This window comes from Streptomyces sp. MMS24-W38, assembly GCF_059889265.1.
This window is the reverse complement of sequence record NZ_JCBCPP010000001.1, coordinates 1,194,122-1,220,426: the sequence shown is the minus strand read 5'-3', so window position 1 is coordinate 1,220,426 and position 26,305 is coordinate 1,194,122. Positions and strand designations below refer to the sequence as shown.

At 70.4% G+C, this 26,305-nt stretch carries 22 protein-coding genes and 1 pseudogene; 9 read left to right on the top strand and 14 right to left on the bottom strand.

The features are described from left to right. The first annotated feature begins 62 nt into the window (after positions 1-62). The 3 genes from AC6F7H_RS04275 (at position 63) to AC6F7H_RS04265 (ending at position 5,368) form a co-directional block, all read left to right on the top strand. On the top strand, positions 63-2,108 hold the full coding sequence (locus tag AC6F7H_RS04275) for an APC family permease (RefSeq protein ID WP_500755298.1): 2,046 nt from the start codon (positions 63-65) through the stop codon (positions 2,106-2,108). 67 nt (positions 2,109-2,175) lie between these two features. Then, positions 2,176-3,504, top strand: coding sequence for a class I SAM-dependent RNA methyltransferase (locus tag AC6F7H_RS04270; RefSeq protein ID WP_500755297.1), 1,329 nt, complete (start codon positions 2,176-2,178; stop codon positions 3,502-3,504). A gap of 373 nt (positions 3,505-3,877) precedes the next feature. Continuing rightward, positions 3,878-5,368, top strand: a complete 1,491-nt coding sequence (locus tag AC6F7H_RS04265; RefSeq protein ID WP_500761648.1) for an AAA family ATPase — start codon at positions 3,878-3,880, stop codon at positions 5,366-5,368. 257 nt (positions 5,369-5,625) lie between these two features. Here the strand turns inward: AC6F7H_RS04265 and AC6F7H_RS04260 are convergent. Next, positions 5,626-7,252, bottom strand: a pseudogene (locus AC6F7H_RS04260) (IS4 family transposase). A 444-nt stretch (positions 7,253-7,696) separates the two neighbouring features. Between AC6F7H_RS04260 and AC6F7H_RS04255 the strand changes: the two are divergent. From AC6F7H_RS04255 to AC6F7H_RS04235, 5 genes are all read left to right on the top strand, one after another. Next, on the top strand, positions 7,697-7,843 hold the full coding sequence (locus AC6F7H_RS04255; protein ID WP_500755296.1) for a hypothetical protein: 147 nt from the start codon (positions 7,697-7,699) through the stop codon (positions 7,841-7,843). A gap of 185 nt (positions 7,844-8,028) precedes the next feature. Next, positions 8,029-8,607 (top strand): hypothetical protein, encoded by a 579-nt coding sequence (locus AC6F7H_RS04250; RefSeq protein ID WP_500755295.1) that lies wholly within the window; start codon positions 8,029-8,031, stop codon positions 8,605-8,607. 120 nt (positions 8,608-8,727) lie between these two features. Continuing rightward, positions 8,728-9,555 carry a HEAT repeat domain-containing protein gene (locus AC6F7H_RS04245; protein WP_500755294.1) on the top strand — a complete coding sequence of 276 codons (828 nt, stop codon included), beginning with the start codon at positions 8,728-8,730 and terminating at the stop codon, positions 9,553-9,555. Next, the gene (locus AC6F7H_RS04240) at positions 9,549-10,586 is read left to right on the top strand and encodes a MerR family transcriptional regulator (protein WP_500755293.1); all 1,038 of its coding nucleotides are present in this window, start codon (positions 9,549-9,551) and stop codon (positions 10,584-10,586) included. The genes AC6F7H_RS04245 and AC6F7H_RS04240 overlap by 7 nt, the downstream gene beginning before the upstream one ends. Positions 10,587-10,806: 220 nt before the next feature. Beyond that, positions 10,807-11,565, top strand: a complete 759-nt coding sequence (locus AC6F7H_RS04235; protein WP_500755292.1) for an SDR family oxidoreductase — start codon at positions 10,807-10,809, stop codon at positions 11,563-11,565. A gap of 267 nt (positions 11,566-11,832) precedes the next feature. Here AC6F7H_RS04235 and AC6F7H_RS04230 read toward each other — a convergent pair whose 3' ends face one another. The 13 genes from AC6F7H_RS04230 to AC6F7H_RS04170 are packed head-to-tail and all read right to left on the bottom strand — an operon-like array spanning position 11,833 to position 25,235. Further along, positions 11,833-12,480 carry a CoA transferase subunit B gene (locus AC6F7H_RS04230; protein ID WP_500755290.1) on the bottom strand — a complete coding sequence of 216 codons (648 nt, stop codon included), beginning with the start codon at positions 12,478-12,480 and terminating at the stop codon, positions 11,833-11,835. Between the two features lie 19 nt (positions 12,481-12,499). After that, positions 12,500-13,255, bottom strand: coding sequence for a CoA transferase subunit A (locus tag AC6F7H_RS04225; protein ID WP_500755289.1), 756 nt, complete (start codon positions 13,253-13,255; stop codon positions 12,500-12,502). After that, complete coding sequence (locus AC6F7H_RS04220; RefSeq protein WP_500755288.1) at positions 13,255-13,650, bottom strand: acyl-CoA thioesterase; 396 nt, start codon at positions 13,648-13,650, stop codon at positions 13,255-13,257. Before AC6F7H_RS04220 ends, AC6F7H_RS04225 begins: the two co-directional genes overlap by 1 nt. Next, positions 13,647-14,549 (bottom strand): beta-keto acid cleavage family enzyme, encoded by a 903-nt coding sequence (locus tag AC6F7H_RS04215; RefSeq protein WP_500755287.1) that lies wholly within the window; start codon positions 14,547-14,549, stop codon positions 13,647-13,649. The genes AC6F7H_RS04220 and AC6F7H_RS04215 overlap by 4 nt, the downstream gene beginning before the upstream one ends. After that, positions 14,546-16,762 carry a hydantoinase B/oxoprolinase family protein gene (locus AC6F7H_RS04210; protein WP_500755286.1) on the bottom strand — a complete coding sequence of 739 codons (2,217 nt, stop codon included), beginning with the start codon at positions 16,760-16,762 and terminating at the stop codon, positions 14,546-14,548. Before AC6F7H_RS04210 ends, AC6F7H_RS04215 begins: the two co-directional genes overlap by 4 nt. 1 nt (position 16,763) lies before the next feature. Continuing rightward, positions 16,764-18,896 carry a hydantoinase/oxoprolinase family protein gene (locus AC6F7H_RS04205; protein WP_500755285.1) on the bottom strand — a complete coding sequence of 711 codons (2,133 nt, stop codon included), beginning with the start codon at positions 18,894-18,896 and terminating at the stop codon, positions 16,764-16,766. A 9-nt stretch (positions 18,897-18,905) separates the two neighbouring features. Continuing rightward, entirely contained in the window at positions 18,906-20,054 is a 1,149-nt protein-coding gene (locus AC6F7H_RS04200; protein ID WP_500755284.1) for an alpha/beta hydrolase family protein, read from the bottom strand. Between the two features lie 2 nt (positions 20,055-20,056). After that, complete coding sequence (locus tag AC6F7H_RS04195; RefSeq protein WP_500755283.1) at positions 20,057-20,884, bottom strand: SDR family oxidoreductase; 828 nt, start codon at positions 20,882-20,884, stop codon at positions 20,057-20,059. 35 nt (positions 20,885-20,919) lie between these two features. Continuing rightward, positions 20,920-22,122: an NAD(P)/FAD-dependent oxidoreductase gene (locus tag AC6F7H_RS04190; protein WP_500755281.1), complete on the bottom strand. Its 1,203-nt coding sequence runs from the start codon at positions 22,120-22,122 to the stop codon at positions 20,920-20,922. Positions 22,123-22,125: 3 nt separating this feature from the next. Further along, on the bottom strand, positions 22,126-22,326 hold the full coding sequence (locus AC6F7H_RS04185) for a ferredoxin (RefSeq protein WP_500755280.1): 201 nt from the start codon (positions 22,324-22,326) through the stop codon (positions 22,126-22,128). Positions 22,327-22,331: 5 nt separating this feature from the next. Beyond that, positions 22,332-22,862, bottom strand: a complete 531-nt coding sequence (locus AC6F7H_RS04180; RefSeq protein WP_500755279.1) for an aromatic-ring-hydroxylating dioxygenase subunit beta — start codon at positions 22,860-22,862, stop codon at positions 22,332-22,334. Next, entirely contained in the window at positions 22,859-24,259 is a 1,401-nt protein-coding gene (locus AC6F7H_RS04175) for an aromatic ring-hydroxylating oxygenase subunit alpha (RefSeq protein ID WP_500755278.1), read from the bottom strand. Before AC6F7H_RS04175 ends, AC6F7H_RS04180 begins: the two co-directional genes overlap by 4 nt. Before the next feature lie 37 nt (positions 24,260-24,296). Beyond that, positions 24,297-25,235, bottom strand: a complete 939-nt coding sequence (locus AC6F7H_RS04170; RefSeq protein ID WP_500755276.1) for a VOC family protein — start codon at positions 25,233-25,235, stop codon at positions 24,297-24,299. Between the two features lie 143 nt (positions 25,236-25,378). On the opposite strand from AC6F7H_RS04170, the gene AC6F7H_RS04165 reads away from it, so the two are divergent. After that, positions 25,379-26,299 carry a LysR family transcriptional regulator gene (locus AC6F7H_RS04165; protein WP_500755275.1) on the top strand — a complete coding sequence of 307 codons (921 nt, stop codon included), beginning with the start codon at positions 25,379-25,381 and terminating at the stop codon, positions 26,297-26,299. The last annotated feature ends 6 nt before the right edge of the window (positions 26,300-26,305 follow it).

Below are 26,305 nucleotides of genomic sequence, written 5' to 3'. Positions count from 1 at the left end.
AGCCGTATGGATGTGAGCGGCGGACGGGTGTCCCTGTGTTCGAAGGCATACGATCCTCAGTTGTGTCCAAACTGACCGACGTGCCCAAACGCATTCTCATCGGGCGCGCGTTGCGCAGCGACCGCTTGGGCGAAACGCTTCTGCCCAAGCGCGTCGCACTCCCCGTCTTCGCCTCCGACCCGCTGTCGTCCGTGGCGTACGCGCCCGGCGAGGTCCTGCTGGTCCTCTCCGTCGCGGGTCTGTCGGCGTACCACTTCAGTCCCTGGATCGCGCTCGCGATCATCGCCCTGATGGTCACCGTGGTCGCCTCCTACCGGCAGAACGTGCACGCCTACCCCAGCGGCGGCGGTGCCTACGAGGTGGTGACCACCAACCTCGGTTCCAGGGCCGGCCGGACCGTCGCGAGCGCCCTGCTGGTCGACTACGTCCTCACCGTCGCCGTGTCGATCTCCGCCGGCGTCGAGAACCTGGGCTCGGCGATCCCGTTCATGGTCGAGCACAAGGTGGCCTGCGCCATCGCCGTGATCGTGCTGCTGACGCTGATGAACCTGCGCGGCGTCCGGGAGTCGGGCACGCTCTTCGCCATCCCCACGTACGTCTTCGTGACAAGTGTCTTCATCATGATCGCGTGGGGCGCGTTCCGCGGCGTGGTGCTCGGCGACGAGATGCGGGCGCCGACGGCGGACTTCGAGATCAAACCCGAACACCCCGGCCTGGCGGGCTTCGCCCTGTTCTTCCTGCTGCTGCGCGCCTTCTCCTCCGGCTGCGCCGCGCTCACCGGCGTCGAGGCGATCTCCAACGGTGTCCCGGCCTTCCGCAAGCCCAAGTCCAAGAACGCGGCGACCACGCTCGCGATGATGGGACTGCTCGCCGTCACCATGTTCTGCGGCATCATCGTCCTGGCCGGCACGACCCGGGTGCGCCTGGCCGAGAACCCGGCCACGGACCTCTTCCACGACGGCGTACCGCTGGGTCCGGGCTACGTACAGCATCCGGTGATCTCGCAGGTGGCCGCAGCCGTGTTCGGCCAGGGCAGCCTGCTGTTCCTCCTGCTGGCCGCCGCCACGGCGCTGGTGCTGTTCCTCGCCGCGAACACCGCCTACAACGGCTTCCCGCTGCTCGGCTCGATCCTCGCCCAGGACCGCTACCTCCCGCGTCAGCTGCACACCCGCGGCGACCGGCTCGCCTTCTCCAACGGCATCGTGCTGCTCGCCGGTGCCGCCAGCGTGCTGGTGTGGGTGTACGGCGCCAGCACGACCCGCCTGATCCAGCTCTACATCGTCGGTGTCTTCGTGTCCTTCACCCTCAGCCAGATCGGCATGGTCCGGCACTGGAACCGCCTGCTGGCCACCGAGAAGGAGCAGGCCAAGCGCCGCCACATGATCCGCTCCCGGGCCATCAACGCCTTCGGCGCCTTCTTCACCGGCCTGGTCCTGGTCGTCGTGCTCGTCTCCAAGTTCACCCACGGCGCCTGGGTCGCGCTGCTCGGCATGTGCGTCTTCTACGTGACGATGACGATGATCCGCCGGCACTACGACCGCGTCGCCGAGGAGGTCGCCGCACCGGAAGAGCCGAGCGACGACATGGTGCGCCCGTCCCGGGTCCACTCGGTCGTCCTGGTCTCCAGGATCCACCGCCCCACCCTGCGCGCCCTCGCCTACGCCAAGCTGATGCGCTCGGACAGCCTCGAGGCGCTCAGCGTCAACGTCGACGCGGCGGAGACGCGGGCGCTGCACGAGGAGTGGGAGCGGCGCGGCATCGATGTGCCCCTGAAGGTGCTGGACTCCCCGTACCGCGAGGTCACACGGCCGGTCATCGAGTACGTCAAGAACCTGCGCAGGGAGTCGCCGCGGGACGTGGTGTCCGTGTTCATCCCCGAGTACGTGGTCGGCCACTGGTACGAGCAACTGCTGCACAACCAGAGCGCGCTGCGGCTCAAGGGCCGGCTGCTGTTCACCCCGGGAGTGATGGTGACCTCGGTGCCGTACCAGTTGGAGTCCTCCGAAGCGGCCAGGCGGCGCGCACGCAAGCGGGCGGACTGGGCGGCGCCGGGTTCGGTGCGGCGCGGTCCGGCGGAGCGGTCGAAGGACTCCTCCCCGCACACGTAGACTGGACGGCTGTTGTCGCGGGCCACCGCCCGCATCTTCGCCCCCGATGTTGTGGAGTCACCCCGCCATGCAGGCAGAACCGAGGAAATCGCTGGTGGGGGAGGAGTACGAGGTCGAGGTCGGCCCCGTCGCCCACGGCGGCCACTGCATCGCCCGTACGTCCGAGGGACAGGTGCTGTTCGTCCGGCACGCGCTGCCCGGCGAGCGGGTCGTCGCGCGGGTGACCGAGGGCGAGGAAGGTGCCCGCTTCCTGCGCGCGGACGCGGTGACGGTGCTCGACGCCTCCAAGGACCGGATCGACGCCCCCTGCCCGTACGCCGGGCCCGGCCGCTGCGGCGGCTGCGACTGGCAGCACGCCAAGCCGGGAGCGCAGCGGCGGCTGAAGGGCGAGGTCGTCGCCGAGCAGCTGCGGCGGCTCGCCGGGCTCACGCCCGAGGAGGTCGGCTGGGACGGCACGGTGGTACCCGCCGAGGGCGACAAACTCCCCGCCGGCCAGGTCCCGGCGTGGCGCACGCGCGTGCAGTACGCGGTGACCGCCGACGGCCGCGCGGGACTGCGGCGGCACCGCTCGCACGAGGTCGAGCCCATCGACCACTGCATGATCGCCGCGGAGGGCGTCAGCGAGCTGGGCATCGAGAAACGGGACTGGACGGGCATGGACTCCGTCGAGGCGATCGCCGCGACGGGCTCGCAGGACCGCCAGGTCGTCCTGACCCCGAAACCGGGCGCTCGCCTGCCCCTGGTCGAACTGGACCGCCCCGTCTCCGTCCTGCGCATCGACGAACGCAACGGCCAGGTCCACCGTGTCCACGGCCGCCCCTTCGTCCGCGAACGCGCCGACGGCCGCACCCACCGGGTCGCGAACGGCGGCTTCTGGCAGGTCCACCCGAAGTCGGCGGACACCCTGGTCACCGCGGTCATGCAGGGCCTGCTGCCCCGCAAGGGCGACACGGCCCTCGACCTGTACTGCGGCGTCGGCCTGTTCGCGGGCGCCCTGGCCGACCGGGTCGGCGAGCAGGGCGCGGTCCTCGGCATCGAGTCCGGCAAGCGAGCGGTCGAGGACGCCCGGCACAACCTCGCCGACTTCCCCCGCGTCCGCATCGAGCAGGGCAAGGTCGACTCCGTCCTGCCCCGCACGGGCATCACCGAGGTCGACCTCGTCGTCCTCGACCCGCCCCGCGCGGGCGCCGGCCGCAAGACGGTGGAGCACCTGACCTCCCTGGGCGCCCGCCGCATCGCCTACGTCGCCTGCGACCCGGCCGCCCTGGCCCGCGACCTGGCGTACTTCCGGGAAGGGGGGTACCGGGTACGGATGCTCAGGGTGTTCGACCTGTTCCCGATGACGCACCACGTGGAATGCGTGGCGATTCTGGAGCCTGCGGGAAAGAGCCGCTGACCTGCGGTTCAGCAGTAGCGCTGGTGGGTCTCGACCTGTTTCGCGATATCCAACAGGTCGAGCTCTTCGGACCCCTCTCACCTGCGGACTTGTGCTGGAGTGACGGGCGGGAGCGGCTGCGTCATGCCCAGTTGCCGGGGCTCTTGACGCTCATATGACGCTCGACTCCCGTCGGTGAGGCCGACTGGAACAGTGTGTTGCGATGCCCCTGACGGCCTTGTCGGGGAGCCGCTGACACGGCTCTGTAACGATCACCGTGAGTGACTGCTGTTGTCGGTCGTCAGGAAAGTCGGGCTGGACGGATTCTGTCTAAGTAGACTTAGACATGTCGTGGTCGATCCAGGCTGATGGGGAGTTTCCGGTGGACGAGGGCATGCTTGCCAAGCCCGAAGACGTGGTCGACCGCGATCGTGAGTGGGACCTGCTCACCGAGTTCGTCACCGACCCGGATCCGGCGATGCGGCTCGGCATCGTGTCCGGGCGCAGGCGGCACGGGAAGTCGTATCTGCTGCAGGCGCTGTCGGAGCGGGTCGGGGGTCTGTACGTCACCGCGGTGCGGGAGGAGGGGCGGCTGCCGGCGATCCAGCGGTTCAGCGACGCCATCGCGGTCCACGCCGGTCTGCGGCCCGGCACGCTGCGGCTGGGCGACTGGCGGGAGGTGCTGTCCAACGCCCTTGACGTCACTGCCCGTTCAAAGCATCCGCTGCTGGTGATCGACGAGTTGCCGTATCTCCTTCAGCACTCGCCCGAGATCCCCGGCCTGCTCCAGCAGCTCTACGACGAGCGCCAGCGCGGCACCGGTTCGGGTCCCGGGCCCCGGCTGATCCTGTGCGGGTCCGCGATGAGCGTCATGCACGAGTTGCTGTCGGGGACGAAGCCGTTGCGCGGCCGTGCGGTGATCGATCTGCGGCTGGGGGCCTTCGACTACCGGGCCAGCCGCGCCTTCTGGCAGATCGAGGATCCCCTGACCGCCCTGCAGGTGCACGCCGTGCTCGGGGGCGCTCCCGGTTACCGGCCGGTGGCGGCCCGCCCGCACCCGAACGACGGCTTCGCCCCCTGGCTGACGCGGACGCTCCTGGACCCGGGGCGGGCGGTGTACTCGCGCACGGAGACCGAGTACCTGCTGCGCGAGGACCCGCGCATCACCCAGCACACCCTCTACTACGACATCCTCACCGCGATCGCCCGGGGCGCCACCACCCCCACCAGGATCGGCGCGGCACTGGAACGACAACGCAACGCCGTCACCCACCCGCTCGACGTCCTGGAGTCCACCGGCTACATCCAGCGCGAGCAGGACATCCTGCGCCCCCGCCACCCCGTCATCACCCTGGCCGACCCCGTCATCCGCTTCAACCAGCTGATCACCCTGCCGCAGGCGGCCACCGTCGAGCAGGGCTTCGCCGAAGAGGCTTGGCAGGCCGCCGCGCCGACCTTCAACTCCAAGATCCTCGGCCCGCACTTCGAGGACCTCGCCCGCACTTTCACCCGCCGCTACGCCCACGCTCTGCTCCCCGGCGGCCTGCCCGGCCCGGTCGGCACCACCGAGGTGGCCGACCCGGCGGCCCGCACCAAGCACGAGGTCGACGTCATCGCCCTGGCCCTGGGCGAGCGCCCGCAGGCCCCCCGCGCCCGGATCGCCCTCCTCGGCGAGGCGAAGGCCACCGTCGCCCGCCGAGGCACCGGCGACCTGCAACGCCTGGAGCACATCCGCACCCTGCTCACCGGCCAGGGCCACGACACCACGGGCACCACCCTGGCCCTGTTCTCCCTGCACGGGTTCTACCCGGACCTGATCGAGGCTGCGGCCGGTCGCGAGGATCTGCTCCTGGTCGACCTGCCGGGCCTCTACGGGGTCGGGTAGCTACCACTCCTGTCGCGATGACAACGCGGCGAACTCAGCGGCGCGGTGGGGCGTGTCCGCGCACAGCAGTGGCGCGCCGCGGGTTGTCAGGCGCGGCCGGTTCAGGACGGCCGCGGTGACGCCGATGCGGATGAACAGTCAGCCGGGTTGTCAGCACTCGTCGAGATCGTCGGCGACTGCGCCGTCGATGTCGTGCTGTGCCCTGTCCACCAGAGACTTGTAGAGGAGGTCAACGGCAGAGCCCCAAGACCACGGAGTTAGGGCCGATCCGCGACTGTCAAGTGGCTTGAATCCGAAGGCCAGTGGAGGTCGGGCGTGATCCACTCATGTTCGAGGGCGTAGATTCCTCGTCCGGTGCGGCGGAGAATGCCTTCACGGACCCAGCGTCCCAGTTCAGCGCGTAGGCCGCGGGCGTCCTCCAGTCCGATACCTCTGGCGATTTCGCATGCGCGCCAGGTGCGGAACGGGTCAGTACGCAGGAGTTGCAGCGTGCGGTCACGACGCCCGTCGGCGCCCAGTCCGGCGGCCGAGTGCACGGTGATGTCGACGCTGTTGATCCTGGAGGCGCCCAGGACCTGCGCCTGGTCAGGCGGGGCGGCGTAGCGGGAGATCGGGCACTTGACGCGGCGGGGGTTGATACGCGCCCGGCGGGGCGGGAGCAGATTGTGCAGCACTGCCGATGCGATCCGGCCCGGTCCGGTCTCGGGTACTACATCGGCGGCGGCGATGACCTGGTCCTTCGCGGTCTCCAGGGCGACGGTGAAGGAAGCACGGTCCGGGTCGGCGCCGGGGACTGTTTCGACGGCCTCGACCATCGCCCGACGCAGTGCCTGGTAGACGGTCAGGTGAGCCCATAGCTCCTGCTGGATACCGGCCGCGTCCTGGGAGCGCAGTACCAGGCCGCACTGCAAGGTGTGACGGAGAGAATAGAACGCTGATTCGATCTCCCATCGTTCGTGGTAGAGCTCCACGAGCTCGGCGGCGGGGTAGCGCCGGTGATCGGTCAGTGTGGTGGCCAGTCGGTAATGGCCTTCCAGCCGCAGCCCCTTAGCGGTAGTCACCGCGATGCGCGCGTCGATGATCCTCAGCCGGGTCCCGTTGATCCTGGTCAGGAACGACCCGTCCGGCAGTAGTGTCCAGCGGGCAGGTGTCCGGTTCCCTTGAGCCGCACCAGTAGCTGCGCGCCGGTGGCCGCGGCCTTCGCGAGGAAGTCGTCGGAGTCGAAGCCCGGTCGTTGAGCAGCAACATCCCGTCGTCCAGCAGCGGCAGCAGTTGCTCGGCGTAGCCGGTTTCCTTCTCCGGGGTCGGCCCGAAGACCGCGCCGAGCAGGGCCCGGGTCCCGGTCTCGCACAGCACCATGATCTTCAGCATCGGATATCCGTCCGTGCCGTAGCGGTGCTTGTGTTTGCCCAGCCACGCAAAGACTCGCGGCCGGTCAGGGGCCTTGGTCGAGCTGCACCCGTCGAAGGCGACTGTGCGCCAGCATCGGTAGCGCACCCCGGGCGTGTTCGGCTGTGCCACGGGGCCGGCCAGCGTTTCGAACAGCAACCGAAGCGGCGCGACCCCCAGCCGCCGACGGACCTCTCGCAGCGCCTTCTCCGAGGGGTTCTGGGAAAGAAGCCCGCGCAGCCCGGCGGTGAGCTTGTCCCACACGCGCACGTACCCCAGCGTCGGGAAGAGGACCAGTGCCAGCACGAAGTACACGCCCACCCTCGACGGCAGCAGCCGCAGCCTCCGCTGGGCACCGCCGACGCGTTCCAGCACGTCATCGATGAGCTCGAAGGGCAGCTGCCGGGTCAACTCGCCGAGATGCCCCGGAGCGAAGATGCCATCGGCGACGGTAATGGACGACGTGAGCGTGACGGTGGAACACTGAGCGGGCAACGGGGCTCCTTCGAGTGGGAAGACCTTGGTCGGCTTCCCTGCTCTACCAGGAGTCCCGTTGCCCTGACCTGCGCTTCCTCGAAATACCCCGATCCGGTTGACAGTCGCGGATCGGCCCTAACTCCGTGGTCTTGGAAGTACACCGTCGCGCAGGCCGCGACGGCCCTGGTCGAGGCGTTCCCTGTCCCCACCGTCGGTAGAGAGGACGCCTGCCGTGTCTACACGCCCATCGGCACGCCGGATTTCGATCTCAGAATCACCTGGAGGCTGGTCGACGGCGCCCCGACGGACGGCCCGGCGGCCCCGAAGTTCACCGTGCTGAAGATGGGGGAGGAGGCCCTGGCGGCGGCGGACACGGCGTACGTCCAGTTTGCGTGTAGGAGCGAGAGGTTGCTCCGTTCGTCGAGAGTGGGCCACATCGTCATCGGTGTGGAGCATTGGGCCGTGCCGACGGAGCCCGAGGGAGACGTCGAGGCGTTGAAGGACGCCTACGCGACCGTGGCCCACTCCGTCTCGCTGGCCATGGCCAAGGAACTGCGCTGCGAGAAGAACGGCGGGCTCCCCGAGCGGGCCGTGCTGGACCCCGCGTAGCCGCCGGCGTACGCCGGGAACGCCCACGAGCAGGCGGCCCTTCCCGTCCGGTGGAGGAGCCGTCTGCCGTATGCGGTGCGCCACGGCTGGCGTTCCGGCTGCATGCGCTGGTGGGTGGGACCCCGGCCTACAAGGAGATGTGCGGGGGAGTGGGCCCGAAGGGTCTGGCGGACTTCGACCGGTGGGTGGCGCGCCGGCTGCTGAATCCGGCCTCGGCCATGTTCCGGGAGGGTGGGTTGCTGTTGCGTGAGGAGCCCTCGATCTCGGATCCGACCTTGCACGCGGCGGTTCTGGCGGCGGTAAGTGCCGGGCATCATCGGCGGTCGGAGATCGCGGGAGCGTCGGGACGGCCGAGCGGCGTCCTGGCGCACCTGCTCTCGGGACTTCAGGACATCGGGCTGCTGGAGCAGGTCGAGGACGTCATACGGGACAAGCGCAGCGTCTTCCGGATCGCCGAGCCGGTGGTACGACTGCACCAGCCGCTGATCCAGCGGTACGAGCCGGAACTGGTCGTGGGCCGGGCCGACCGGGTGTGTGAGGAGAACGCGGACACCGTTGCCGGGAAGATCTACGGCCCGCATTTCGAGGAGCTCGCCCGCCGATGGTGTTTCGAACATGCCGCGCCTGAGAGCCTCGGGGGGCAGCGCGAGCTGGGTACGCCCGACCGAGATCGCCTGCCGGGAACATCGGCGCGGTCACGAACTGGACCTGGTGGTGGCGGAGTCGCCGGCCTTCAGAACCGAACGGATCACCGCGATCGGTGAGGCCGAGGGAACCCTCACGCCCGTCGGCCTGCCACAACCGCCAAGGGTGCCTGACCTGCGGGTTCTTCTGGCCCGCCGGTCACGGGGTTGACCTTGACACGGTGACAAGGTGTCCCCTGGGTGCAGGAGGTGGTTTCGATCAACCCGACCAACGGAACCCCGCAGAACGTCCGTGTGGCCGACGCCCTGAGTGCCGAGAACTCGTCGGTCCGGCTGCAGGCGGCCCTGGCGGCCGGCTCGAACCCCGATCCCGGCTTCCTGGAGGCGCTCGTCGAGCGGTGCGCGGTCGAGCCGGACTTCTTCGTGCGGGACATGCTGTCCTGGGCGCTGACCCGCCTCCCGCCGGAGAGCACCCTGCCCCGGATCCGCCGGGAACTCGCCTCCGAGCGGACTCAGGCCCGCAGTCAGGCGTTGCACACACTCTCCAAGATCGGCGACAGCAGCGCGTGGGACTGGATCACGCGCGACCTGTTGCGCGACGCCGACGAGGAGGTCGCGCGGACCGCGTGGCGGGTCGCGGTCGTCCTCGTGCCCGAGGGCGAGAAGGGGGACCTGGTCGACGAACTGGTCATGCAGCTCGGCCGTGGCGACCGCGATGTGCGGCTGAGCCTGAGCCGGGCCCTCGTCGAGCTCGGCGACGTGACCGAGCCCGCCCTGGAGAGGGCCGCGGCGAGCCCCGACCCGGCGGTGGCCACACACGCCCGTGCCACCGAGCTGCTCCGGCAGAACCCGGAGACCGGTTTCGACGCGGCCGTCGAGGAGGCGAAGCGGGTCGTCGCACTCGGCCCGGAACGAGCCGCTGCCGCTGCCGTTGCTGCGGCTGCGCCGGGAGTCGCGGAGACTGCGGAGACCACTGACGCCGCGGAGAGCGCCGAGCCTGCGGGGACGACCAGGGCGATGGAGGTTGCCGAGGCCGCGAAGGTCGCCGCGGAGGCCGCGGAGTGCTGATCGGTGAGGTGGCCCGCCGCTCGGGGGTGAGTACCCGGATGCTCCGGCACTACGACGCCCTCGGGCTGGTGCGGCCGACCGGTCGCACCGTCGGCGGCTACCGCGAGTACTCCGCCGAGGACGTCCGCAGGATCTTCCACGTGGAGAGCCTGCGGTCCCTCGGGCTCTCGCTCAAACAGATCGGGCGGGCGCTGGAGGACCCGGCCTTCACGCCGTCCGCCCTGGTCAGCGACCTCATCCGGTGGACGGAAGACCGCCTGGAGCGGGAACGGGAGCTGCTCGAGCGGCTCCGCGCCGTCGACGCGTCGGCGCCCACCGGCTGGCAGGACGTCCTGCGCATCGTCGAACTCATGCAGGGGCTCGACTCGACCAGCGCCGCGCGCAGGCAGCAGGCCGTCCTGGCCCGGCCGGGGAGCACGCCGGTTCCCGCCGAGCTGCTGGCCGGGGCGGTCCTGGCCGAATCCGACCCCAACGTCGCCGGCGCCCTGCGCTGGGCGCTCGCCCGGTCGGGCGGCGACGGCGTGGCGGCACTGGCTGACGGCGTGCGCTCGCAGGACGTCGACATCCGGAGACGCGCGGTGCTGGCGATCGCCGAGATGGCCGAGGCCCCGGGGGCGACCGCGGTGCTCACGGACGCCCTCGGGGACCCGGACACGACGGTGCGCAGGCACGCCGCTCTGGCTCTGGGCAGGCGTGGGGTGACCGCGACCGTGCCGGCACTCGTCGGCATGGTGGTCGAGGGTTCCCACGACGTGGAAGCGGCGGAGGTTCTGGGAACGCTGTCCCGGGACCCCGGGTGCGCGGACCTGATCATGACCGCACTGGTCGACGAACTCGCCGCGCCCACCGCGGACTCCGCGAAGCGGATACGTCTGGCCCAGGCGCTGGTCGAGCTGTCGGGGACCGCCGTGCGGGAGGTCCTGCGCCAACTGGCCCGCGACGACGACCCCGCCGTCGCCCTCGTCGCCTCGGCCTTCGTCACGGTTCTCGACGAGCGGTCCCCCGAAGACCGAGGCGACGAGGAAGCCTGAAGACGCGCGACCGAGGCGCTGCGGCACCCTGCCCCGACAGGTACGCAGCCGCGGGATCGGAGACGGCGACCACTTCCACGCGGTCATCACCCACCCCTTTTCGGCGACGGCTCTTGGTGACTCACCCTCGTTGCTCCGGGGTACACCTCACGTCACGGGCGCGTGCTACTACTCGCCCCGGCTGCGATCCGAGCAGTCTCAAAGGGGAAGGCACACAGGCGTGTCAGCAGGCAAGACGGCACTGGTGACGGGTGCGAGCAGGGGGATGGGGCGGGGCATCGCGCAGAGGCTGGCGCAGGACGGTGCCCTGGTGGCGGTGCACTTCCGCGAGGACGAGAGCGCGGCCGAGAAAACCCTCGAGACGATCCGGGACAGCGGCGGACGCGCTTTCGCGGTACAGGCGGACCTCGGCGAGCCGGGGGGAGTGGAGAGTCTGTACGCCCGGTTCGACGCCGGAGTGACACGGTACGGCACGAGTCCGGGTCTGGACGTACTCGTCAACAACGCCGGAGTCAGCGGGTCCGCCCGTATCGGCGAGGTGACGCCCGAACTCTTCGACCGGATCTTCGCGGTGAACACCAAATCCCTGGTGTTCATGGCGCAGCAGGCCCTGAAACGCATGCCGGACGGGGGCCGCATCATCAACATCTCATCCGCGGTGACCCGCGTCGCCTATCCGGAGTCCCTCGTCTACTCCATGAGCAAGGGGGCGGTCGACACCTTCACCCTGGCGCTGGCCAAGGAAGTCGGGGCGCGCGCCATCACGGTGAACTGTGTCCGGCCCGGATTCGTCGAGACGGACATGAACGCGGAAAAGCGGCGTACGAGGGAAGCGGCGGCGGACCTGGCGTCCTTGTCCGTCTTCGGACGGCTGGGACAGCCGTCCGATGTGGCCGACATCGTCGCCTTCCTGGCATCCGAGTCGTCGCGGTGGATCACCGGCCAGTGCATCGACGCCTCGGGCGGATCCCGGCTGTGAGGATTCCTGACGCTCGTGTTGAAGGCGGTGGTGGCAGTGCCGGACGTGGCCCCGGTGAGCCGGCCGCCCATGGAGGTCGCCCGGCTGCCGGACACGACGTCGGCGTGGCAGAGGGCGCGGTGGAGGCGACCGAGTCGGTGTCGGTGTGCGGTGCCGTCGACGCTCGCCGCGCTCACCGTCGTCCGACGGCGCTGCCCTGCACCGGGCCATCCCGTGGCGCTCACCCGCATGGCCGTCCCGGATGCGGACGGGACGGCCATGCGATGCTCAGCTCGTCGGTACGGCGGCCCCGAGTACCGGAGGTTCGGTTTTCGCCCTGACCTCCTCGACGGTGACGTCCGGGGCCAGTTCGACCAGGCGCAGGCCGTCGGGGGTGACGTCCAGGACGCACAGGTCGGTGATGATCCGCTGGACGACTCCCTTGCCGGTGTAGGGCAGGGAGCACTCCTCGACGATCTTGAAGCCGCCGTCCCGGGTCACGTGTTCCATGAGGACCACGACCTTCTTGGCGCCGTGCACCAGGTCCATGGCCCCGCCCATGCCCTTGACCATCTTGCCGGGGATCATCCAGTTGGCGATGTCGCCGGTCGCGGAGACCTGCATCGCGCCGAGGACGGCCGCGTCGATCTTGCCGCCGCGGATCATCCCGAAGGACAGGGCGGAGTCGAAGAAGCTCGCGCCGCGGCGTACGGTCACGGTCTCCTTGCCGGCGTTGACGAGGTCGGGGTCGACCTCGTCCTCGGTCGGGTAGGGGCCCGTGCCGAGAATGCCGTTCTCCGACTGCAGCACCAACTCCACGTCGTCCGGCACATGGTTCGGGATGAGGGTCGGGAGGCCGATGCCGAGGTTGACGTAGTCGCCGTCCTCGAGTTCCCGGGCCGCGCGTGCGGCCATCTGCTCACGCGTCCAGCTCATGCGCGTGCACCTTCCTCACTCATGCCCGTACCGTCCTCTTCTCGATGCGCTTCTCGGCGGCCTGCTCCGGGGTGAGGGCGACGACCCGGTGGACGTAGACGCCGGGCACGTGGACCTCGTCGGGGTCGATGTCGCCGGGTTCGACCAGGTGCTCGACCTCGGCGATGGTGGTCCGGCCGCACATCGCCGCGAGCGGGTTGAAGTTGCGGGCCGCGTCCTTGAAGACGAGGTTGCCGTGCCGGTCGCCCTTCCAGGCCCGCACCAGCCCGAAGTCGGCCACGATCGCGCGCTCGAGCACATGGTCGAGGCCGTCGAAGGTCGCCACCGGCTTGGCCGGAGAGGTCAGTTCGACGCTGCCGTCGGCCGCGTACTTCCAGGGCATGCCGCCCTCGGCGACCTGGGTGCCCACGCCGGTGCGGGTGTAGAACGCCGCGATGCCGGAGCCTCCGGCCCGCATCCGCTCCGCGAGCGTGCCCTGCGGGGTCAGCTCGACCTCCAGCTCCCCGGAGAGGTACTGCCGGGCGAACTCCTTGTTCTCCCCGACGTACGACGCCACCACCCGGCGCAGACGGCCCGCGCCGAGCAGGATGCCCAGTCCCCAGTCGTCGACGCCGGCGTTGTTGGACACCGTCTCGAGCCGGTCGGTGCCGGTCTCCAGCACTGCCTGGATCAGCACGGCCGGGATGCCGCACAGTCCGAAGCCGCCCACCGCGAGGGTGCTGCCCGAGGGGATGTCGGCGACCGCCTCGGCGGCCGAGGCCACGACCTTGTCCATCACGCCACCACCCCTGCGGCCGGAGCGAGATGGTCGCGCAGCGCCCCGGGGACCGGTGCCGGGCGGCCGGTGGCATCCACGTGCACGACGGCGTGTGCGCCGCGTACGCAGACACCGGCCGGGCCGGTGACCGTCCAGGTGTAGGTGATCGAGCTGTTCCCGATGCGGTCGAGTTCGAGGTCGACCGTGTACGCGTCACCGGCCGTGAGCGGTCGCTCGTACGTGGCCGACGTGGAGCGGCGGGGGAACCGGCCGATGTCGACGTCCGGGAGCACCGAACGGTAGAACGCGTGCTCGGTGTTCTCCGCCCACCGGTACGCGGCGGTGTGGTGGAACCGGCCGGAGGCGTCGGTGTCGGAGAAGGCGACGACGCCGGACGTGCTGTGGACGCTCATGCCGGCACCTCGTCGAGCTGCCCCAGCCCCAGCATCTCGCGCGCCTCGCTCGGGGTGGCGATCTCGTAGCCGAGTTCGCGGATGATCCGCACGGCGCGCTCGGCCAGCTCCAGGTTGGTCGCGAGCCGGCCGCGCGAGTAGTAGAGGTTGTCCTCGAGGCCGACCCGCATGTGGCCGCCGAGCAGCAGGCCGTGGGTCGTCGCCGGAAGCTGGGTCGGCCCGATGCCCGAGACTCCCCACACCGTGCCCTCGGGGAGGTGCTCCACGAGCATCTGGAGGATCTTGGGGGTGTACGGCAGGGCGCCCTGGAAGCCGCGCTGGCCGCCGAGCACGATGTTGCAGTAGTACGGCCGGGAGTCCAGGCCCTCGGCGGTCAGGGTGGTGAAGTCGGACAGGATGTGCCCGAGGTCGAAGACCTCCCACTCCGGTTTGATGCCGCGCCTGGTCATCTCCTCCAGCAGCCAGCGGGAGCGCTTCGGCGTCGTGGTGACGAGGTACTCGCGTTCGGCGGTGCTGGCCGTGATCGTGTGCGAGTCGAGGGTGGCCATCTCGCAGCCCGTGCCCTCGATGCCCTTGATCCGTTCGTTCCAGTCGAGTTCCCAGAGCTCGTCGCTCAGCCGCACCGGCATGTCGCCGTGGATGCCGCCGCCGGTGGAGTTGTTGATGACGATGTCGGTCCGGGCCCGGATCAGTGCGTTGATCTCGGAGTAGACCTCGGGGTCGCAGGTGGCCAGACCGTCCGCGCGGCGGGCGTGGACGGCCACGACGCTTGCGCCGACCTCCCAGCAGCGGGCCACGTCGTCGGCGATCTCCTGCGGTGTGACGGGCAGGTGCGGACTCTGCTCCTTGGTGGCCATGCCACCGGTCGGGGCGATGGTCAGGATGATCTTGCGGCTCATCGGGTGTCTCCAGCGGTGGTGCCGGTGTGTTCGAGTGCGGCGAGGTCGAGTGCGGCGAGGTCGAGGTCGAGGTCGTGGAAGGGCTCCTGGTCGCTCAGGTGCACGTCGACCGCGAGCAGGGCGCCGGTCCGCGGGCAGGCCCAGCCGGTGACCGCCAGATCGGCGTGGAGGGTCGCGCCGACGGACGGCGGCAGGGACAGGGCGAACCGGTGAGCTCCCTCGCGCCATCTGGTGGAGCCGGAGGAGAGCAGGACCCCCTCGGGGGTGCGCACCTGGAACTGCCCGGTGGCCTCGTCCCGGGCGAGGAGGAGCCGGTCGCCCAGCCGTACCGCGTCGTCGGGAACCGCCTCGGTGACCGCCGACGGGTCCGTGACGGTGGCCGGTTCGACGCCCAGCCGGGCGGCGCGCCGCTCTCTGCGAGCGGCGATGGTGGCGGCCGCGTCGACCGACGCGCCGGTCGCGCCGGTCCCGCCGTCTCCGGAGAGGACCACGCCGTAGGTCTCCCGGGCCTCCTCCGGTGTGACCAGGCCGTAGTGGATGTCGTCCAGGACGTCGGCGGGGTCGCGGTCGAGCGGGTCGCCGATGCCGCCGCCGCCCTGCCAGGTCACCTCGAACAGGTCCGCCGGGGTGATCGGGAAGGAGCCCGGCTTGGGCCCGAGGCCCCGGGGCTGCTCCCCGCCGGCCCGGAAGCGCTGGCTGACCATGGCTCCGGGCAGGCCGCCGCCGAGCCCGACGGAGTTCGGCACTTCGGCGCCGTGCGTCATCACGAGTGCCTCGGCTTGAGGCACGGAGACGGTGATGCCGACCTCGGCCGCGAGACCGCCGCGGCGGCGGCCGGCGCCACCGGTGCCGGGGGCGAGACGCCGGTAGTGGTAGAAGAGCGGGGTCTTCTGCTCGTTGACCTCCACGTCGGCGATCGACGGGCACGGGGCGTTGATCGGTCCGGCGGCGTTCTGCCCGTCGTGGTCGGCGAAGGCGCCGAAGCCCCCGGCGAGCGGGTCCATCAGGTGCAGGCCGAACACCTTGCCGTGCCGGTCGCGGCCGGAGAGGTTGAAGGTCGCCATCGTGCCGCTGCTGACGGCCTGGGCACGGTGCGCGTACTTCGGCGAGGCGAGCAGCAGCCGGTTCAGCGCCGCGGAGACCACGTTGCTGACCGTCCAGACGGCCTCGACGGTGGCCGACCCCACCGGCGCCGGTGGTACGGCGGTGCAGACCAGTCCGTCCGGCGCCGAGATCTCCACCGGGCGCAGCAGGCCCTCGTTCCACGGGATGCCGAAGCCCAAGGTGGGGATCACCGCGCCCGCGACACCGCCGGCGAGGCCCGCGCGGGAGGAGTTCACGAAGCCGCCTGCCTGCGGTGAGGAACCCGAGAAGTCGAAGTGCAGGCTGTCACCGCGCTTCGTCAGCACGCAGTCGATGACGAAGAGGAGGTTCTGCTTGCCGTCGTGCTCGAGGAAGTCGCGGGTGTGGACGACTCCGTCGGGCAGTTCGCGCAGGCGTGCGCGCACCAGGGCCTCGGCGTCGTCGACCATGGTGTGCATCACCGACAGCACGGTCGACTTGCCGTACCGGTGGGAGAGTTCGGTGAGGCGCTCGGCCGCGACGTTCAGGGTGGCGATGAAGGCCCGGATGTCGAGGCCCACTTCGGCCGGAAGGCGCGAGGCGGTGAGGATCATCTCCAGGACGTCCTCCCGCAGTTCACCGCCGTCGACCAGCTTGACGGCCGGGATGCGCAGTCCCTCCTGCCACACCTCGGTGGCCTTGGGCGACCACGAGGCGAAGTCCATGCCGCCGATGTCGGTCTCGTGCGCCATCACACCGGCCCACCCGAGCAGTTCGCCGTCCACGATCAGCGGTGCGCACATCTGTACGTCGTTCTGGTGCAGCGCGCCGATGAACGGGTCGTTGCCGATGATGCGGTCGCCGTCCTTGAGCTTGGTGCCGTTGCTCAGCAGGTGCCGGATCAGTGATCCCACGGGGGGCGCCTCGAAGGTCACCTGGTGCCCCATCGTGACGAACGAGCCGTCCGGCAGGTAGATGCCGGTGAAGAAGTCGCTCGCCTCGGTCACCGTCGGGCTGCCGCTGACGGACTGCAACGCGAGCCGCATCTGGTCGGTGATGGCGACGAGGCGGCTGCGCACGACCTGGCGGATCACCGGGTCCGTGGCGGCGCCGTCCAACGAGACGGGGGCGACGTCGATTGCGGCGGTCATGTCAGTTCACCTTCACGTGGATGAGGCCGAGTGCGTCGGTGGTGGCGACCCCGCCCGGGGGGACCACCACGACGCAGCCGGGGAGCTGGACGAGCGCGGGACCGGCGATCTCCTGGCCGGCGGCCGGCCGACGGACCTCGTACACGGCGGTCTCGTCGGGCCGGTCGGCGTCGTCGAACACGACCGGACGCGTGCCGAGCCGGGTGAAGGGCTCGCCCGTGCCGGGGCCGGCGATCCCGGCCTCGGGCAGTGCCGCCACCGAGCGGACCGAGAGGATCTCGAACCCCGCCTCCCGGAAGCCGGATCCCTTGCCCCACAGCTGCTCGTACTCCTTCTCGAAGGTGAGGAGGAGATCCGCGACGGCGTCCTGGTCGGGGCGGGCGGCCACGGTGACGTCGACGTGGTGGGCCTGGCCGAAGTAGCGGATGGACGCCGTGTGGGTGACCGTGGCGCCATCGCGGCCGGGGTCGCGGTCCGGGCCGGTGTCGTGGTCCGGGGCGGGAAGGGTCGCGAGGGCGCGTGCACGGGTGTCGGCGAGTGCCTCGGCGATGACCCGCGCGTCCTCGGCGCTCGGGCCGGCCTCGGCGAGCACGCGCCGGTAACAGGTGCGGGAGGCCGTGGTCTTGAGGTCGGAGGTGCCGGCGCCGAAGGCCGACTGCGCGGTCGCGGTCGGCGGCACGATGAAGCCGGCCAGGCCCGCCTCACGGCACAGGGCCCAGGCGTGCGCCGGACCCGATCCGCCACCGGCGACCAGGGTGAACTCCCTCGGGTCGTGGCCGCGTTCGATGGTGACGGCGCGCAGCAGGTCGGCCATCGCGTTGTCGAAGACGACCCGGATCGCCCGAGCCGCCTCGACGGCGGTCAGCCCGAGGGGCGTTCCGACCTTGTCCGCGATGGCCTGCTTCGCGGCCTCGCGGTCCAGGACGATGCCCCCGCTGCCGAACTGCTCCGGGTCGAGCACCCCGAGGACGAGATCGGCGTCGGTGGTCGTCGGCTCGGTGCCGCCCTTGCCGTAGCAGACCGGGCCGGGCTCGGCACCGGCGCTGCGCGGCCCGACGCTGAGCACGCCGCCCTCGACCGCGGCGATCGAGCCGCCGCCGGCGCCGATCGAGGCGATGTCGATGCTCGGCACGCGCATGTCGGCGCCGCCGAAGGTGACCTCGTCGCTCATCAGCGCGACGCCGCCCGCGATGACGCCGACGTCGAAGCTGGTGCCGCCGACGTCCATGGTCAGGACGTGCGAGGTGCCGAGTTCGGCCCCGAGCTTCTGGCCCGCCACGACGCAGGACGCCGGACCGGAGAGCAGGTTCGACACGGGCCGCTCGGTGACCGTCCGCGCCGGGACCACGCCGCCGGCGCTCGTCGTCATCATGATGGGGGCGGTCATGCCGAGGGCGGCCAGCCGCTCCTCGAGAAGGGTGAGGTAGTGCCCCTGGACCGGCCCGAGTGCCGCGTTCGCCACCGTGGTCGAGGCACGGGCGTACTCACCCACCGAGGGCGCGATCTCGTGGGAGAGGGAGACGAAGACGTCGGGCAGCTCCCGCTCCACCAGCCGGGCGACGGCGAGTTCGTGGGCGGGGTTCTCGGTCGCCCACAGGAGGCAGACGGCGACGGCCTCCACCCCGAGGTCCCGCAGCCGGCCGATCGCGTCGAGCACGCTGCCCTCGTCCAGCGGCGTGCGCACGACGCCGTCCGAGTCGATCCGCTCCACGATCTCGACGACCTGGGTGCGGGGCACCAACGGCGGTATCTGGCCGCGCAGATGGTAGTCGCCCAGGTCCAGGCCCTGCAGGCCGGCCGTGCCGCGACGCAGCCTGCCGATCTCCAGGACGTCGCCGAACCCGGCGGTCGTGATGAGCCCGGTCCTCGCCGAGCGTCCGGTCAGCAGCGCGTTCAGGCCGACGGTGGTGCCGTGCCCGAACCGGGTCACCCGGGAGCACAGTTCGCCGGTGTCCAGGCCGACGGTCTCGGCGGCCAGGTGCACGGCGTTGACCACACCCGTCACCACGTCGGGCGTGGTCGGGGACTTGCACACCCAGGACTCGCCGTCCGGGGACCGGAGCCACAGGTCGGTGAACGTGCCACCGACGTCGGTGCCGATCACCCAACCGGAGGCGGGGGATGGAGTGTTCATGGCTCCCTTTCAGAGTCGGTCGGCGACCCAGTCGGCGATGTAGTGCGCGGGCACGGCCTCGTTGTCGGCGCCGGCGTGCGACGATCCGCCCTCGGCGCGGCTGAACACCTTGAAGTGGCGGTCGGGACTGCCCACGGCGTTCTCGTACTGGGGCACGGCGAAATCCATCGGGATCTGCCGGTCGTCCTCGCCGTGGGTGACGAGGAAGGGGACGGTGATCCGCTCGACCACGCCCTGAAGCGTCATGTTCGGGGCGAAGGCCATGAAGTCCTCGAGGCTGTCCTTGCCGAACACCCACTGGACGTGGTCCCAGTAGTGCGGCACCGGGTTCTCGCCCTCGCGCTGGAGACGGCGCTTCTGGAGTTCGCCCCAGTTGTGGTTGGCCCCCCAGACGGCACAGAGCTTGAACCGCTTCTCGAACGCGGCCGCGCGCGGGGCGTAGTAGCCGCCGAGCGAGACCCCGCTCATCCCGATGCGCGTGGCGTCGACGTCCGGGCGCGTCTCCAGGTAGTCGACCGCGGCGCTCGCCCAGCGCTCGCTGTCGTGGACCGCGGGCAGTCCGCGCTCGCGGAGCGAGGCGCCGGTGCCCGGCTGGTCGACGCAGAGCGTCGCGATGCCGCGCCGCGCCAACTCCCTCGGCAGGCCCAGCCGGAACAGCATCTCCTTCATCGAGTCCAGGCCGTTGCAGAAGACCATCACCGGGTAGCCGCCTGCCGGGGGTTCGTTGTCGGCGGGGACGAACAGCGCCGGGTACGAGGCGCCTTCGTAGGGGACCTCGACGAACTCGGCCCGCTCCTGCCCGTGTTCGATGGCGAGCCGGCAGGCCTCCACGGACTTGCGGTAGGCGGCCTCACGGGGCGCGTAGTGACGGCTCTGCATGCGCTCGGCGACCAGGTAGTAGACCGAGGCACGGGAGTAGCGCGCGGCGGCCGACAGCGGATGCCCCTCGGCGAGATCCCGCTCGGCCTGCCGGACGAGCCCGTCGGCGAACGCGCACCACGATTGGAAGAACTTCTCGGTGCCGGCGTCGTCGCCGCCCTTGGCCGCGTCCACCAGCGGGGCGCAGATCTGCTCGATCTCGCCGATCTGGCCACCGCAGTTCATGGCGATGCTGACCGACAGGCTCCAGACGTAGTTGGTCGGGAAGTAGCGGAACACGGTCACTTCCCCACGCGGTCGGCGGCGCCGTTGCTGATCACGGCGCGGTTGAACACGCCCTGGTCGGCGATGATCGTCTGGCCGGTCATGGTGGTGTTGTGCCGGGAGGCGAGGTACGCGTAGAGCGGCGCGTAGTCCTCCGGGGTCGGCAGGGTGGGCAGGAGGGCGAGGGTGAGGAACTGCGACTCGAAGTCCTCCTTGGGGATGTCGGACTGCTTGTTGTTCTCCAGGCCGAGCGCGCGGGGGCCGCGGAGCTGGCTGTTGGCGATGCCCGACGGGGCGACGCCGTTGACCCGCACCTTGGGCGCGAACTCGAACGCGAGCTGGTTGACGACGCTGCGCACCGCGCCCTTGGCGGCGGTGTAGAAGAGGCCGCCGCCGTCGGCGGCGTAGGCCGCGGTGGAGGAGGTCAGCACGATGGAGCCGCCCGTCTCCTCCAGATCGTCGAGGAAGACCTTGGCGGCCAGGACGTAGCCGAGGACGTCGACGTGGAACACCTCGTCGAACAGCGACGTGACCCGGTCGAGGGGAACGTCGCGCAGCGGGATGTTGCCGTCGAAGATGCCGTGGGCGCCGACGAGGGAGTCGAGGCGGCCGAAGCGGTCCAGGACCGCCTGCCGGCAGGCGAGGAGGTCCTCGGTGCTGGTGACGTCACCCTGGACGAGCAGTACGTCGTCGCCGAACTCGGCCTTGAGGTCGGCGAGTTTGTCCGCGGAGATCTCCAGGACGGCGACCTGGGCGCCCTCGCCGAGGAAGTGGCGGCCGATCCCGAGGCCGAGGCCGGAGCCGCCGCCGGTGATGAGGACGACATGGTTGTCGAGCATCTGCATGGTGGGTCCTTGCTGAGGGGGAGTCGACGAGGGGATCAGGCGGACGCCGCGGTCAGGGCGTCGTTCAGGGTGGCGCGGGAACGGAGCAGCTTCCGGTACGTCCGCAGGGCGCGGACGCGTCCGCAGACGGTGGCGCCGTGCAGTTCGTCGCCGGTGCCGTGCAGGACGACGAACTCGCCGGTTTCGAGGGAGCCTTCGACGACGATGTCGGTGTCGCCGGGCCGGCGCTCGCCGAGCATGTGGAGGGTCAGGCCGTACTGTTCGGTCCAGATGTACGGCACGGCGTCGTAGGGGGTGGCTTCGCCGCGGGCGATGTCGAGACCGACCCGCCGCCCCTGCTCGATGGCGTGGGTCCAGTGTTCGAAGCGCCGGGGGCGGCTGTGGAGCGGGTCCTGGAGGGCGGCGACGTCACCGGCGGCCCACACCCCCTCGACGTTCGTCCGCCCGGCGGCGTCGGTGACGACACCGTGGTCGAGCTCGACGCCCGAACCGATCAGCCAGTCGGTGGCCGGCTCCGTACCGACTCCCGCGAGGACGCTCGTGGCCTGCCGTGTCCGCCCGTCGGCGAGATGGATGTCGTAACCGTGCGAAGTCTCCTCGACGATGGTGACGGCGCTGCCGAGGCCGAAGGAGACCCCGTTCGCGAGGTGCAGTCCGTGCAGCCACCGGGCGACCTCGTCCCCGAGGACCGCGGCCAGGGGCAACTCGGTCGCGCACAGCAGGGTCACCTCGACACCGCGCGAGCGGAGGGCGGCGGCCGCCTCCAGACCGATGAACCCTCCGCCGATCAGTGTCACCGGACGCCCGCTCGTGGCGAGCTGCCGGGCGGTGGCCAGATCGGCGCGGGTGCGCAGGGTCGGCAGGGCGGTGCCGCCGGCCGTCACGACCGGGCGGGCCGTGACACCGGTCGCGACGACGACGTGCCGCCAGCCGATCGCCTCGCCCCAGTTGGTCACCACGAGGCGGCGGTCGATGTCCAGCCCCATGGCTCCGTGACCGGCGAGAAGACCGATCTCCTTGGCGGCCAGCTGCTCCTGGGTCCGCAGCGGGGCCGGCACGGCGTGTTCCTCGGCGGCCAGCAGGCTCTTGGAGAGCATCGGCCGGTCGTATCCGGGCTCGGTCTCCTCGTCGAGCACGGTGAGGGGGCCGGTGTAGCCGCCCTCGCGCAGTCCGTCGGCGGCGGAGAGCCCCGCCGCCGACGCGCCGACGATCACGATGCCGTCGTTGACACGAGTCATCGATCAGCCCTCGACCAGCCGCAGGGCCTGCGCGGGGCAGGCCCGTACGGCCTCCTGGACGTCCTCCAGGTCGTCCTCGGTCAGCACGTCGCGGGTGACGACCGCGACCGGACTGCCGGGCGGAACGGCGAAGACCTCGGGGTGGATGCCGACGCAGATCCCGTAGGCGGTGCAACGCGCGGGGTCGACGGTCACACGGGTCACGCTGGTCACAGGAAAACCCCCAGGTTGGCGGTCTTGAGGCTGGTCTCGGTCAGGATCACTTCGCGGGACAGGAGCCGCGGACCGGCGGCCGTGAGCCGGATCCGGTCGTTGCGGCGGCACGGGATCAGGTCGAAGTGGACGTCGATCCCGCGCTGCCGGTAGAGCAGCAGCGAGCTGTGGGCCTCGACGACGCCGGGCTCGGACTTCGTCCGTACCTCGACGCTGCCGACGAGCCGCATGGTGCGCGACGGGGGCACCTCGGAGTAGGCGTGACCGGTGTTCTGCCGGTCGATGCGGGTCCGTATGTGCGCCTTGGTGTCCCGGATGCGCCATGCGGCGCGGTCGACCTCGATGCTGCGCGGTTCGGTCGACTGGCGCGACGGCACGGTGTAGAGCAGGTCGTCGTCGAGCAGCGCGAACCACTCCTCCTCGCGCGCCTCGTCCAGCAGACGCGCCTCGTGCGCGAGGAACTGCGCGACCAGGGCGTACGTCGTGGGGTCCACCGCGAGGGTGTCCGGGGCTTCGGCGGCGGTCATGACTGCGTCCCTTCGGTGGCCTGGTCGTCGGTGGTGGTGCCCTTCATCTGGCGCAGCCACTGGCGGAGGAAGTTGAACTGCACGTGCTCGCCGTAGCCGGTGTTGCGGTGGACGCCCGGTCCCCTCCAGTCCGGGTCCGGAGCGTCGTCGACCGGCGAGTTGTGGCCCTGCTGGTAGTTGAACTTCAGGCCTTCCTTGCGCATCCAGGGGCTGGCGGCGGCACGCGCCACGCCCTCCCAGGCGACGGTGTCGTCCTGCTCGTAGAGCCCGGCCGAACCGAAGCAGTACTGGCCGCCGACGTAGTCGCGCTGGGCGGACTCCTCGTCCTGGAAGTTCCACACGAACTGCCAGTTCCACAGCTCGAGCTTGCCCGGGGCGACGGGCTGCCACTGCCGGAAGCTGGTCATCACGGCCGGCGGGCCGTCCGGGAGCGGCGAGAAGATCCGGATGAAGCTGAGGTTGGGGAAGATCGTCCCCACGGTGGGAGGCTCGTGGTCGACCACGAAGCGCTGGGTCTCGTCCAGGCCGCTGAGGTCGAACTTCTCCTTGTACTCGTCCGGGTAGCCCCACAGCGTGAAGCCGGGGTGGATCGCCTGCGTCCAGGCGTGGCCGACGAAGGTGTGCCCGTTCTCGAACTCGTAGGTCCGGCCGATCTCGCAGGTGCCCTGGACGCCCTGGAGCAGGTCGACCTCCTGGACGCTGGCGTGCAGCGTCGGCAGGTGGTAGACGTCGCCGGCGAAGTTCTCACCGGCTGTCTTCCAGTCGCCGTTGACCGTGTAGCGCTCGGGCGGACCGGCCACGCGCATGCCGTCGGGGTGGAGCTGGGTGATCAGGTCGAGCATCCAGGCACCGCCTCCGAGCCACTCCTCCAGCTCGGGCACGTCCTCGGACAGCGAGGCGAAGACGAACCCCTTGCGGTTCTCGACGCGGGGGGCGCGCTTGAGGCTCCACAGGTCCGGGTCGAGCGGCTCGCCGTACGCGCGGTGCATCAGCGGCGTACCGACCAGCCGTCCGTCGTTGGCGTAGGTCCAGCCGTGGTAGGGGCAGGTGAAGAAGCGGGAGTTGCCCGCGTCGGTCTGGCAGACCTGGGTGCCGCGGTGCCGGCAGTAGTTGGACAGCACGTTGACGCCGCCCTTGCCGTCGCGGGTCACGATGACCGGGTCGAGCCCGATCCTGCGCTGGACGAAGTCACCGGCCTCGGGTATCTCGCTCTCGTGGGCGACGAAGACCCAGGTGTTGGTGAAGATCCGCTCCATCTCGGCCCGGAAGACCTCGTCGCTGTTGAAGATCTCGGCCGGGACGAGATCCTCCTGCATGTCCTTCTCGACCCGGTCGAGCAGTACGTCCAGCGGGGTCGAGAACGGCGCCGACGACCGGGGTTCGTTGGTGAGAGTCATCGTTGACTTCCTGTTCACGGAGGGGTCAGCGGAAGGGTCAGAGCGGGGGCGCGGTGAACACGCCGCGGTCGGGGTCGTTGAACTGCTGCTTGGCCACGAACTCGTTCATCTGGTTCGCGGTGCCCCACTGGTCGATGAAGTCGGGCTTGGTCACGTCGTAGACGGACGGGTGGTGCCGGTCCCAGTCGACGGTCTCGAGCTCGGTGGTGTACTCGACGCAGTTCCCGACCCGGTCCAGGAAGTAGGAGTAGGTGTTGTCGCCGGCCTTGTGACGGCCGGGACCCCAGATCTGCTGGACGCCCTCGCGCAGCATGCGGCCGGTGCCGCGCATGAACTCGTCGACCCCGCGCAGCTCGAAGGAGAGGTGGTGGATCGCGACGTGCGGCCCCCGGGCGACGGCGAAGGAGTGGTGCCAGTCGTTGCAGCGCAGGAACCACATGAAGTCGCCGCGGGCGCCGAGGCACAGGGTGTCGGAGAGCTTGAAACCGAGGTGCTCGACGTACCACTCGACGGTCGCCTCGGGGTGGTCGGAGTTGACCACGAAGTGCGAGAGCCGGACGGGGATCGACTCACGGGCCTTGATCGTCCGGAACTCCCGGGAGGCCACGTCGGCGGAGACCTCGACCACGCGGCCGTCGCCGTCGAAGAACCGGAAGCCGTAGCCGCCGCCGGGGGTGTCGAGCTTCCGCGGCTCGTGCACGATCCGGACACCCTGCTGGGCCAGTTGCGCGGCGAGGGTGTCGACGTCCTTCGCCGAGCCGGCTCCGAACGAGACCAGGTCGAGCCGCTTCCGGTCGTCCTTGCGCAGACGCACGACGTACTGCTCGGGGGACCCCTCCGCGGCCAGGAACTGCACGCCGGTGTCGGACTCGACGGGGGTCAGCCCCCACAGGTCCCGGTAGAACGCCAGCTGGCGGTCGAGGTCCGGGGCCGCGATCGCCACATGGCGCAGATGGGTGATCAGTGGCTTCGTCACGTTTTCTCCTCGTTGAGCGGCGACGACAGCGGTGACGAGACGCGCGTTCACGCGCTGTTCAGGTGAAGGTAGTGACGCCGATCACCGTTCACAAACAATTCCTGACAATGCTCGGCATCGATGAAATCGATTAATGTGGGGCCGTGGACCTCCGACGCGTCGACCTCAACCTGCTCGTGGCCTTCGACATGCTCATGATTGAGCGGAGCGTGACCCGCGCGGCACAACGGCTCTCGATCGGACAGTCGGCGATGTCCTCGACCCTGTCCCGCCTGCGGAAACTCTTCAACGACCCGCTCCTGACCAGGGAAGGGCGCGGTCTCGTGGCCACGCCGCTGGCCGAGTCGCTCGCCGGACCGGTCCGCGAGCTGCTCACCGGCATCGAGATCGTGCTCGCCCAGCGCGAGGCGTTCGACCCGGCCACGGCCCGGCGGACCTTCTCGGTGATAGCCAACGACTACCTGACGATGACGTTCCTTCAGCCGCTCATTGCCCGGTTGTCCGTCGAGGCGCCCGGTATCCGCCTGAACATTTTCCCGACCGGCGACGACTTCGCCGATCAACTCCGCGGACACCGGGCCGACTTGCTGGTGATGCCGCGGGAAGCCTTCGAGGAGCACGAGCAGTTCCCGCACCGGGTGCTGTTCCAGGACCGCTATCTGGTCGCCGTCGACAGGGACCATCCCGAGGTGGGCGACGAGATCACCCTGGAGCAGTTCACGACCCTCCCGTACCTGGCCGCGTCCTCGGGGCACCTGAGAGGGCTGTCGGAGATGCAGCTCGACTTCCTGGGTGTGCCGCGCAACGTCGAGATCACCGCCGGATTCGGCATGGCGCCCTTCCTGCTGAGCGGTACGCGGCTGATCACGCTGGTCCACGAACGGCTCGCGTGCAAGATCGGAGAGGCTGCGGGGATCCGCCTGCTGGAACCGCCGATCCCCCAACTCCAGCCCATCACCGAGATCATGGCCTGGACCAGGCGGACCGACCGCGATCCCGGACACCGCTGGTTCCGCCAGTGCCTGATCGACCTCGCCGAGGAGGAACCGGTGAGCCGACCCTGACCTCCT

Bases quoted from the DNA above. Each gene is read 5' to 3' on its own strand.
- AC6F7H_RS04270 (WP_500755297.1), top strand. From the start codon at position 2,176: ATGCAGGCAGAACCGAGGAAATCGCTGGTGGGGGAGGAGTACGAGGTC.
- AC6F7H_RS04265 (WP_500761648.1), top strand. From the start codon at position 3,878: ATGCTTGCCAAGCCCGAAGACGTGGTCGACCGCGATCGTGAGTGGGAC.
- AC6F7H_RS04230 (WP_500755290.1), bottom strand. From the start codon at position 12,480: ATGAGCTGGACGCGTGAGCAGATGGCCGCACGCGCGGCCCGGGAACTC.
- AC6F7H_RS04225 (WP_500755289.1), bottom strand. From the start codon at position 13,255: ATGGACAAGGTCGTGGCCTCGGCCGCCGAGGCGGTCGCCGACATCCCC.
- AC6F7H_RS04220 (WP_500755288.1), bottom strand. From the start codon at position 13,650: ATGAGCGTCCACAGCACGTCCGGCGTCGTCGCCTTCTCCGACACCGAC.
- AC6F7H_RS04215 (WP_500755287.1), bottom strand. From the start codon at position 14,549: ATGAGCCGCAAGATCATCCTGACCATCGCCCCGACCGGTGGCATGGCC.
- AC6F7H_RS04210 (WP_500755286.1), bottom strand. From the start codon at position 16,762: ATGACCGCCGCAATCGACGTCGCCCCCGTCTCGTTGGACGGCGCCGCC.
- AC6F7H_RS04205 (WP_500755285.1), bottom strand. From the start codon at position 18,896: ATGAACACTCCATCCCCCGCCTCCGGTTGGGTGATCGGCACCGACGTC.
- AC6F7H_RS04195 (WP_500755283.1), bottom strand. From the start codon at position 20,884: ATGCAGATGCTCGACAACCATGTCGTCCTCATCACCGGCGGCGGCTCC.
- AC6F7H_RS04190 (WP_500755281.1), bottom strand. From the start codon at position 22,122: ATGACTCGTGTCAACGACGGCATCGTGATCGTCGGCGCGTCGGCGGCG.
- AC6F7H_RS04180 (WP_500755279.1), bottom strand. From the start codon at position 22,862: ATGACCGCCGCCGAAGCCCCGGACACCCTCGCGGTGGACCCCACGACG.
- AC6F7H_RS04175 (WP_500755278.1), bottom strand. From the start codon at position 24,259: ATGACTCTCACCAACGAACCCCGGTCGTCGGCGCCGTTCTCGACCCCG.